The organism is Nitrospira defluvii (assembly GCF_905220995.1).
GTDB classification, from domain to species: Bacteria; Nitrospirota; Nitrospiria; order Nitrospirales; family Nitrospiraceae; genus Nitrospira_A; species Nitrospira_A defluvii_C.
Map to the genome: position 1 here is coordinate 492,933 of NZ_CAJNBJ010000002.1, position 7,211 is coordinate 500,143.

The 7,211-nt window shown below is 59.0% G+C and carries 7 protein-coding genes; 4 read left to right on the forward strand and 3 right to left on the reverse strand.

Going from position 1 to position 7,211, the window contains the following annotated elements; all coding sequences use genetic code 11:
- Window positions 1–253: 253 nt before the first annotated feature.
- Window positions 254–931 (reverse strand): helix-turn-helix transcriptional regulator, encoded by a 678-nt coding sequence (locus tag KJA79_RS09625; protein WP_213041821.1) that lies wholly within the window; start codon window positions 929–931, stop codon window positions 254–256.
- Between the two features lie 579 nt (window positions 932–1,510).
- On the opposite strand from KJA79_RS09625, the gene KJA79_RS09630 reads away from it, so the two are divergent.
- Entirely contained in the window at window positions 1,511–2,113 is a 603-nt protein-coding gene (locus KJA79_RS09630) for a hypothetical protein (RefSeq protein WP_213041822.1), read from the forward strand.
- A gap of 100 nt (window positions 2,114–2,213) precedes the next feature.
- On the opposite strand, the gene KJA79_RS09635 is transcribed toward KJA79_RS09630, so the two are convergent.
- Window positions 2,214–2,552 (reverse strand): hypothetical protein, encoded by a 339-nt coding sequence (locus tag KJA79_RS09635; RefSeq protein ID WP_213041823.1) that lies wholly within the window; start codon window positions 2,550–2,552, stop codon window positions 2,214–2,216.
- A gap of 97 nt (window positions 2,553–2,649) precedes the next feature.
- Between KJA79_RS09635 and KJA79_RS09640 the strand changes: the two genes are divergently transcribed.
- The 3 genes from KJA79_RS09640 to KJA79_RS09650 all read left to right on the forward strand — a co-directional run bounded on the left by KJA79_RS09640 (window position 2,650) and on the right by KJA79_RS09650 (window position 5,434).
- Window positions 2,650–3,849: a ParB/RepB/Spo0J family partition protein gene (locus tag KJA79_RS09640; RefSeq protein WP_213041824.1), complete on the forward strand. Its 1,200-nt coding sequence runs from the start codon at window positions 2,650–2,652 to the stop codon at window positions 3,847–3,849.
- A gap of 159 nt (window positions 3,850–4,008) precedes the next feature.
- Complete coding sequence (locus KJA79_RS09645; protein WP_213041825.1) at window positions 4,009–4,680, forward strand: hypothetical protein; 672 nt, start codon at window positions 4,009–4,011, stop codon at window positions 4,678–4,680.
- A 169-nt stretch (window positions 4,681–4,849) separates the two neighbouring features.
- Window positions 4,850–5,434, forward strand: coding sequence for a hypothetical protein (locus KJA79_RS09650; protein ID WP_213041826.1), 585 nt, complete (start codon window positions 4,850–4,852; stop codon window positions 5,432–5,434).
- A gap of 99 nt (window positions 5,435–5,533) precedes the next feature.
- Here the strand turns inward: KJA79_RS09650 and KJA79_RS09655 are convergent, their stop codons facing one another.
- On the reverse strand, window positions 5,534–6,982 hold the full coding sequence (locus KJA79_RS09655) for a type IV secretory system conjugative DNA transfer family protein (RefSeq protein ID WP_213041827.1): 1,449 nt from the start codon (window positions 6,980–6,982) through the stop codon (window positions 5,534–5,536).
- Window positions 6,983–7,211: the final 229 nt, after the last annotated feature.

A 7,211-nucleotide genomic window follows, 5' to 3' on the forward strand; every position in this document is an offset into this window, starting at 1 on the left:
GCGCGCGATCCATGATCGCGCATGTCGCAGCCGCCGAAGCGTCACCAGTCAAGATGGTCGTGTCGGCAAGTTTTCCCTCGAACGAAAGGCCGCCGTCCTCCAGTGGCTCAGACCGCTTCGCATTTCACACCGCCAGTGCCGTTGAAGGATCAACGATACGGCAGGCACTTCCATGCGACAGACCGCAGGGCCTGAAAATACGAAGGGCTGACAGGATCTCACTCCCGTCAGCCCGCTTCATTGCAAACCCGGCTTATTTTTTCTCTCCGACCTCGATCTTGGCAGCCTGCAACCCCTGAACCAACTTCATCCAAGCGGGCGGCAGGACACTGGCGAGTTCCCCCAAGGCCTTCCCTGAAATGTTCCGGAGCGCATCGAACAGCCCAACCTCCCCCTCCTCTTTTCTCACCAGCGGCAACATCCAGTCTGGGAAATATCCCGCTGCAACCAGGTAGTCCTCGACCGGCTGGTCCAAGGCCACCGCCAAGGCTCTCACCTCACTCTTCGTCAAGCCCGCCAGCCCTGCCGCCACCAACCCAAGCCGCCCATTGAAGCCCAACTGCGCATCCAAGAATCTGATTTCGGTTTCCGATCGTCCTTTGAGATCAGCCTGAACCCGCCGTTGGAACTCCTCCGGCATGTTCTCTTCCCCTCGAGGCGAAAGATGGGCCGCCACTTCAGGAGAGACGATCAATCGCGCACGCGCCAGGAGGAGGCTATGCGTCACCGCTGCCCGCTCCTGAAGATCCGCACAACAGACCCGTGCGATGGCCCGCAGCGTTTCATCGCTCGGCAATGCCCCGCTCTGTTCATCCTCGATCTGGTACAGGTGCGCCGGAGACATCTTGAGCTGGCGAGCCAACTCTCTCGGGTTCAATCCCGCCCGCGTCCGCACCTCGCGAATCAAATTCCACAGGGCCGTCTCAGCCATCCTGACTCCTTATCTATATACCAACGGATAGACGTATAACAAAGTTTGTCATCCGTGTAAAGACAGGCTATCTCAAAATACCATCAATTTTACATATTGTGTATTTTCAATAACTTACAATCATTATACCTGAATCTGTATTACTCAGGAGACGACACGTTACTGTGGTTCGTATCCCTCTTGATATCTGTTAACTAGTTTACATACAATACCGCTTCAACTCCAGGCTGGAGTTCGCTTTAAGCGTAGTCAACATGAACTTTCAGGAATCTACACACGCGCACTCTCGCTCGACCCACCGTGTTCCGATTCATTCGTGCGGGCTCATCCAGTCATCGGTACGGCTCCATCCGAATTCGTCCGAGCTCAGTCTCCAGAACCCACGTTCCTCCAGCACGCCAACCTTCCTCGCCGTCTGCCAGCCCTTCTCCATGGGACCAGAAGCCATCCGTGTTTCTCCACCGAGAATTGAAACATTCTGCGTAGAGGTACCAGTCTTCCTTTCGATCAAGTCTCCTCAGTTTATCTCGCTGTTCATGTCTGTCACCTTGTTCATCTACCTAAGGGAAAGGGATCATCATGTTCGTGCCTTCAAACGCTTCGTTGCACCTCGCCAATCCTCAGAACGCCATCTTCGAACTTTGGCAGAAGCACGACAGACTCATCGAGGCGGTCATCGACCGCTACCACTGCCTCGATCCGGCCGTCAGCCGAGAAGATCTCAAACAACAATCGTTCATCGCCTTCGTTGAGGGCCTGGCGAACTACGACTTCACCAAAGGGGCACACTGCCAACTGAGCAGCTATATCTACCGATTCCTCCAAAAGGAGTTCCACCGGCTCGTTCCGGGCAGGGACAAAATCGTGCTCGTCGAGGATCCCAGCGGCACCTTCCTCAAATTCATCGAATACTCGACCTACGAAAAACGGAAGCGAGAATTCCAGCAGCTTGGCTACCGCACCACCATCCTCTCTCGCATCGAGCGATTCCACGAGCCCTCGTTCCAGGATGCGCAAGACGAGGCCAGCGAGGATTCTCGGGACGCACCCGGCTCACAGGATGGGCTCGACGATGACGTCCACAAGATCGATGTCTCATCCCCGGACGTCGGCGACTCGATCCCGGCATGGATGGACGCACCGCACTCGGAGCGATTCAGTGAAGACCAGCCTGCTCGTTAACACCTCAAAGCAGGAGTTCCACGCGCTGGCCCGAGAGCTTGGGATCGCCCATGGCCTGACCTGCCCGCGAATCGACGCGCTCGGGGAGGTCCCGTACATCTCACTGCCCGCCTTCCGCCAGGTGCTGACGCGGTTCCACATCACGCATAGCACCCAGCAACTCCGCCTCTGGCTCCCCCTGCCTCGCACCCATCTTCCGCCCGCCCTCCAGGTTCTGCTTTGCCACGCGCCAGAGCGATGGTATCTCCTCCGGACCCGCGGCCGGGGCGGGCGCAACGGGCGCCGCTACGCTATCCCTCTCAGTTTTCTGTCGCCGGATGCCCAGGACTTCGTCCGAACTCGCCAACTCGTCCGCAAGGACATCTCCGACGACACGTTGATCCACACCATTCGCGCCTTGCTCGGGACCAACCCCCGGCTGAGGTCGACAGACATCCATCGGCACTTCCTGCGGGAAGGCTTCTCCATCCACTATCAGGCTGTTCGGAAAGCAGTCGGAACCATCAAACTGCGAGGACTGTATGCAACCCTCTGTCATGATCCCAGTCAACCAGCTGATCGTGAACCCGGAGTACAAAGACCTGTTTCCCCCGCTCGCTGACCCCGACTTCGACGACCTCTGCCGGAGTGTCGCGGAAGTCGGCATCCTCTGCCACCTGATCGTCGAGCGGACCGGTGACCGGTACACGATTCTCTCCGGTCACCATCGCTACGAGGCAGCCATCCGAGCCAAGTACGGCGAGGTGCCGTGCAGCATCGCCACCACGCTGGAAGAAAAGATCGCCGCCCTGTTCGACAACGTCCATCGCCGCCACCTGTCACCCCACGACCAGGAACGCCTTCGGCAGTGCGAGGCCGAGTGGAAACGCAAGGTCCTCCAAAGCCTCATCCCGGAACTGCAGGGCCTGATTCCGTATCTTCCCGGCGAGATCAAGTTGACCCTCGCGGCCGCCTCGCCCGAACGGCAGCGCGCCTATCTCACGGAGCTTCAGCAACGGCTCACCGCTCACAGCAGCTCCGGGGCCCCAGTCGCCCCGGCTGCCGAGCAGAGCTCGTTGATTCACGATCTCCGCCAGCAACTCCAGGAGAAACAGCTCCAGATCCAGTCCCTCAACAACCAGATCACCGCACTCCAACAGACCCTCAAGCAGGCGAAGTCCCTCGCCACGACCCTGACCTCGAAACAGAAGGCAACCAACGCGACCGTCGATCAGGCTGTGCAGAGCCGTTTCCAGACCGAGCTTGAGGATTTCCGACAACGACTGGAGGACCTCTCCAAGCAGCTGCAAGCGGCTCACAAGGACAAGGAGACCCTGGAAGAGCAACTCCAGCAGGAACGCAACCGGATCAAAGCCATGGAGGCAGAGGTCAAAGCTGCTGCGCTCCAACAGCAGCAGGCGGTCGACCGATTCCAGGACTCGCTCCGCCACAGCCCCGGCCCCGAACTCCTGTCCAACGGACTCGATTGCGCCAGTCAGATCCTTGCCACCTTGGCCGTCTATGCCAAGACGATCACGACCTGGAGTCCCGGAACCCCGGACCAGGCGGCAAAAAGCCTGCGCAAAGTGGAGCAACAGCTCGGACTGGTGCAGGAGGCCGTTTCGGCGGCCTCCCACAGGGGACGGGATGCTCATCCACTCGGGAACGGGACGCCCACACTCAGCGTGGTTGGGGACGGTGCCTCCAAACTGAACACCGGGCGGCCAAGGGAGAGAGGCAAATCACTGGAGGGGTGAGCAACCGTTGAAGCCATTGCTGACAGAGGGCTTCCGGACCTAGCCAAGTGGCTAGGCTGCCCCCTACGAATGGCTAGGTGTGCGAAGGGTCGTCTTGCTGGTATAAAAGCCATGCACCATCACAACTGTGTAAACCCTGACCCAGAGCCACGTTGCTCGATGGACTGTCTTGACACATCAACGCTCTCTCCCTGCCACGGTGTCGGCAATGCCACGCTGGCGAAGGCCACGCTCCTGCAGCGCATCCGTGTGGCCCTCACCAAGATCAGCTTCTATAACCAGGTCGCCAAAGAACCCGCATCCTGCCCCTCTTCGCTGATTGAACAACACATCCTCACGTTGCTGCTCGCCTCGCAGCTCCACAGCATGTTCCGGAGCAGCCTCGTGCGCGCGCTCGATGTGTGCTGCCCGAGCCTCGACGAAGCCATTCACCAGCTCGTCACCAAGGATCTCATTCACGTGCAGACCACCGATCTTCCCTCAAAAGACGTGCTGCTGACGCTTGAACCAGCCGGAGCGCTCGCCGCCCATCGCCTCCTCCAATGGCCCCATGTGCTCAACTCCGTCCTTGAATCACTCAGTCCTGCCACCCAGGAGGAATTGTACGCCCACCTGCTCCATACCCTCCTGCAGCTTCAGGAGGCCAAGCAGATCCCCACCAGCCAGATGTGCATCACCTGCCGGCACTTCCGGCCCAGGCAATACCCGGAGAATCCGGAGAAGCCGCACCATTGCGCCTTCGTCGATGCCCCATTCGGTGACCGGGACCTGCAGATCGACTGCCCTGAACATTCCGACTCCGACCCTTTGCCGCGCGGTCCCATCATCTAACCACTCGTTCTGTCGGAGCCCGGCGCCATCCTCTCGTGCAGGGGCTTCGTTGAGTGCCACTCCCACAGCCGTCGGGCTTGTAATACACGGGTAGATTGGACTCAGATACCATGATCTCCCGCCTACTCTGCTCGGGGACACGACTCCCCTGTTCCTGTGAGCAGGACGGATGAACGCCCCAGGCAAGAGCCCGACGCGATTCGCGTTCACCTTCCACGCGACCGTCTTCAGGAAGGATCCCGCGTTTGTCGCTCGTGTCACATGGGACTTCACCCAACAGAAGATCCATCGAGAACACGCGCCGCTCGAACGGAAGCCAAAAGGCCGGTTTCATGCGGAGGTCACTGGAACGTTCACCGCGTCGGTCGGGGACATCATCGAGGCACAGCGCGGACGGACGAAAGAGCGCGACAGCCGCGCATTCTTCCTTGTCGCCCCCTCCGGGACCCTGATCCTGGTCGCGTTTGCGGACGAATTGGATGACGTGATTCGAGTCGGAAACTATCTCGCCGGCCGGCTCGCGGTCGAGGACCTTGGGAAGGGGGGTTGGGTCTTCGATAAAGTACGGAGCGATTGGAACGGCGAGCCGGTCAGTGGGGAGCTGCAGCAACGTGAAAGGACGCCATCACCCAGTTCATCCCTGTCGAGAGACAACATGGATCACCGCAAACCGGATCTCCTTCACGAACTCTCACGGCCGGACACGATACCTGAGGCGAAGGGCAGACACCGCCGGATTCGCCATCCTGGCTGAGCAGAAACCGCTCAATCCACACGCTGTGGTAGTCCCCCAAGGGATCAGGAGAACAGCAGCACGGGACAGTAGGAATACAGCGAGTCCGCCCGTCCGCCATCACGCGGATGAGAGCGGCGGTGCCTGAGCCGGACCGTCTTTGGTGGCGTCTGAGGCAGGCGCCGGGGACTCGACTGACCTTAGGGGACTGACCACGGGGAACTTCACCTTCACATACAGGGGCGTCGTATCCAAGGTCTGGCCCTTATACGTCTGCCCGTATGTGCGGAAATAGAACCACCGTTTCGGGAGAGACATCACGCGATCGCGGAGGACCTGGCGCCGCGCCGTCAACTTCATCATCACCCGGCCGCCGACCTCAATCATCGGCTCATCTCGAGTGACCAGCGGGGTCGAATCCTCCACGTATTGCGCGGTCTCCGGATGGTTCAGGAGGAAGTAGGCCCAGGAATTGATGTTGTCCATGATGCTCTGTGCCGCGTAGGGACCGACCTCCTCCTGGATCTGCGCGAGCGACTGCGTATACAGATGGATCCAGATATTGGCCCCACCGCCCTTATTGAACAGCTCTTTGATGTCGGGGTAGAGCACGTTATGGCCCTCGTCGATGTGCAGGCACAAGGGCGGAGTAAGCGCACGCCCGGAGGCAAACAGGCGTCCCACCAGGCTCTGAATCATGGAGATGAACACCTTTGCGATAATATGAGCCGTCCGGCGCGTCAGTAGACTGCCGGTATTGCAGACCATGATCACGCGTTTCCCGGATTCGAGCCGCCGAATGAATTCATTCGTCTTTGCCTTTCCGATGATCCGTCCCGTCGTGCCGAAGGTCAGTGCCGACAACATCGTCTGGAGCGATGTCGAGACCTTGGCGTAGAAGTCCGCCATATTCGGACCATGCGTGATCTGATCGATCGCCATGCACAGTTCCTCCGTCCCCGGCAACGCCTGAAGCGTATCTCGGAACTGCATCAGGTCCTTATGACCGGCTCGCAGCTTCACATCGTAGAACGAGATCTGAGGAGGGATTCCCTTCGCCTTGGCGAGTATGATCAAGCCTGCCACGATGACTTGAGCCACCTGGGTCGCAATCGCAATATAGAAATCCTCGCGCGCCTTGATCCCTGAGACGATGTGATTCACGAGTTCATCTTCCATGTAGTAGCTCGATAACGGGTCGAGGTAGACCGACTCATCGGGAAAGATCGGCGTGAGCAGCATCAGCTCCTTGAGCCGCCCACACTCGGCCGCTGTTTGCACCACCTTTGAAAACAACTCGATGTCTCCCTTCGGATCGACCACGACCACCGAGTAACCTTTCCTGATGTCCTGCTCGACGATATTCTCCATCAGGCGGGTCTTGCCCACCCGCGTCGTTCCCAGGCAGCCGAAATGACCACTTCGATCGGCATCCCGCATCACAAGGACCCCTTCCCGTTGGTTGTCGTCGAGATTCGCGCCGAATCCCAACAACGTCAGCTCCGGATGAACCGGTCGCGGTTTACCCTCCCGGTTGAGCGCACGGAGCCGTTCCAGCGGAGAAGCCATCGTCCCAACCTCCTTGCCCGAAGGTGTCATTGAGTGATCAACCTCATGCGAGTAATACCGGTTAGGAGAATGCGAATACGATCGAGGAAGGGGATAGCCAACAAAGGAGAGCCGGCGAATGGGGTCGAACTGCCGACGTTGTGAATACCAATAGACGAAAGTGATCTCTGCAGCGACTCGGCGTTTTAACTGTGTTGGTACTGAATTAACTAGGGAAGGTCTGATTAAT

Bases quoted from the DNA above. Each gene is read 5' to 3' on its own strand.
- KJA79_RS09655 (WP_213041827.1), bottom strand. From the start codon at position 6,982: ATGGCTTCTCCGCTGGAACGGCTCCGTGCGCTCAACCGGGAGGGTAAA.
- KJA79_RS09645 (WP_213041825.1), top strand. From the start codon at position 4,009: ATGGACTGTCTTGACACATCAACGCTCTCTCCCTGCCACGGTGTCGGC.
- KJA79_RS09625 (WP_213041821.1), bottom strand. From the start codon at position 931: ATGGCTGAGACGGCCCTGTGGAATTTGATTCGCGAGGTGCGGACGCGG.
- KJA79_RS09650 (WP_213041826.1), top strand. From the start codon at position 4,850: ATGAACGCCCCAGGCAAGAGCCCGACGCGATTCGCGTTCACCTTCCAC.
- KJA79_RS09635 (WP_213041823.1), bottom strand. From the start codon at position 2,552: ATGGATGTCTGTCGACCTCAGCCGGGGGTTGGTCCCGAGCAAGGCGCG.
- KJA79_RS09630 (WP_213041822.1), top strand. From the start codon at position 1,511: ATGTTCGTGCCTTCAAACGCTTCGTTGCACCTCGCCAATCCTCAGAAC.
- KJA79_RS09640 (WP_213041824.1), top strand. From the start codon at position 2,650: ATGATCCCAGTCAACCAGCTGATCGTGAACCCGGAGTACAAAGACCTG.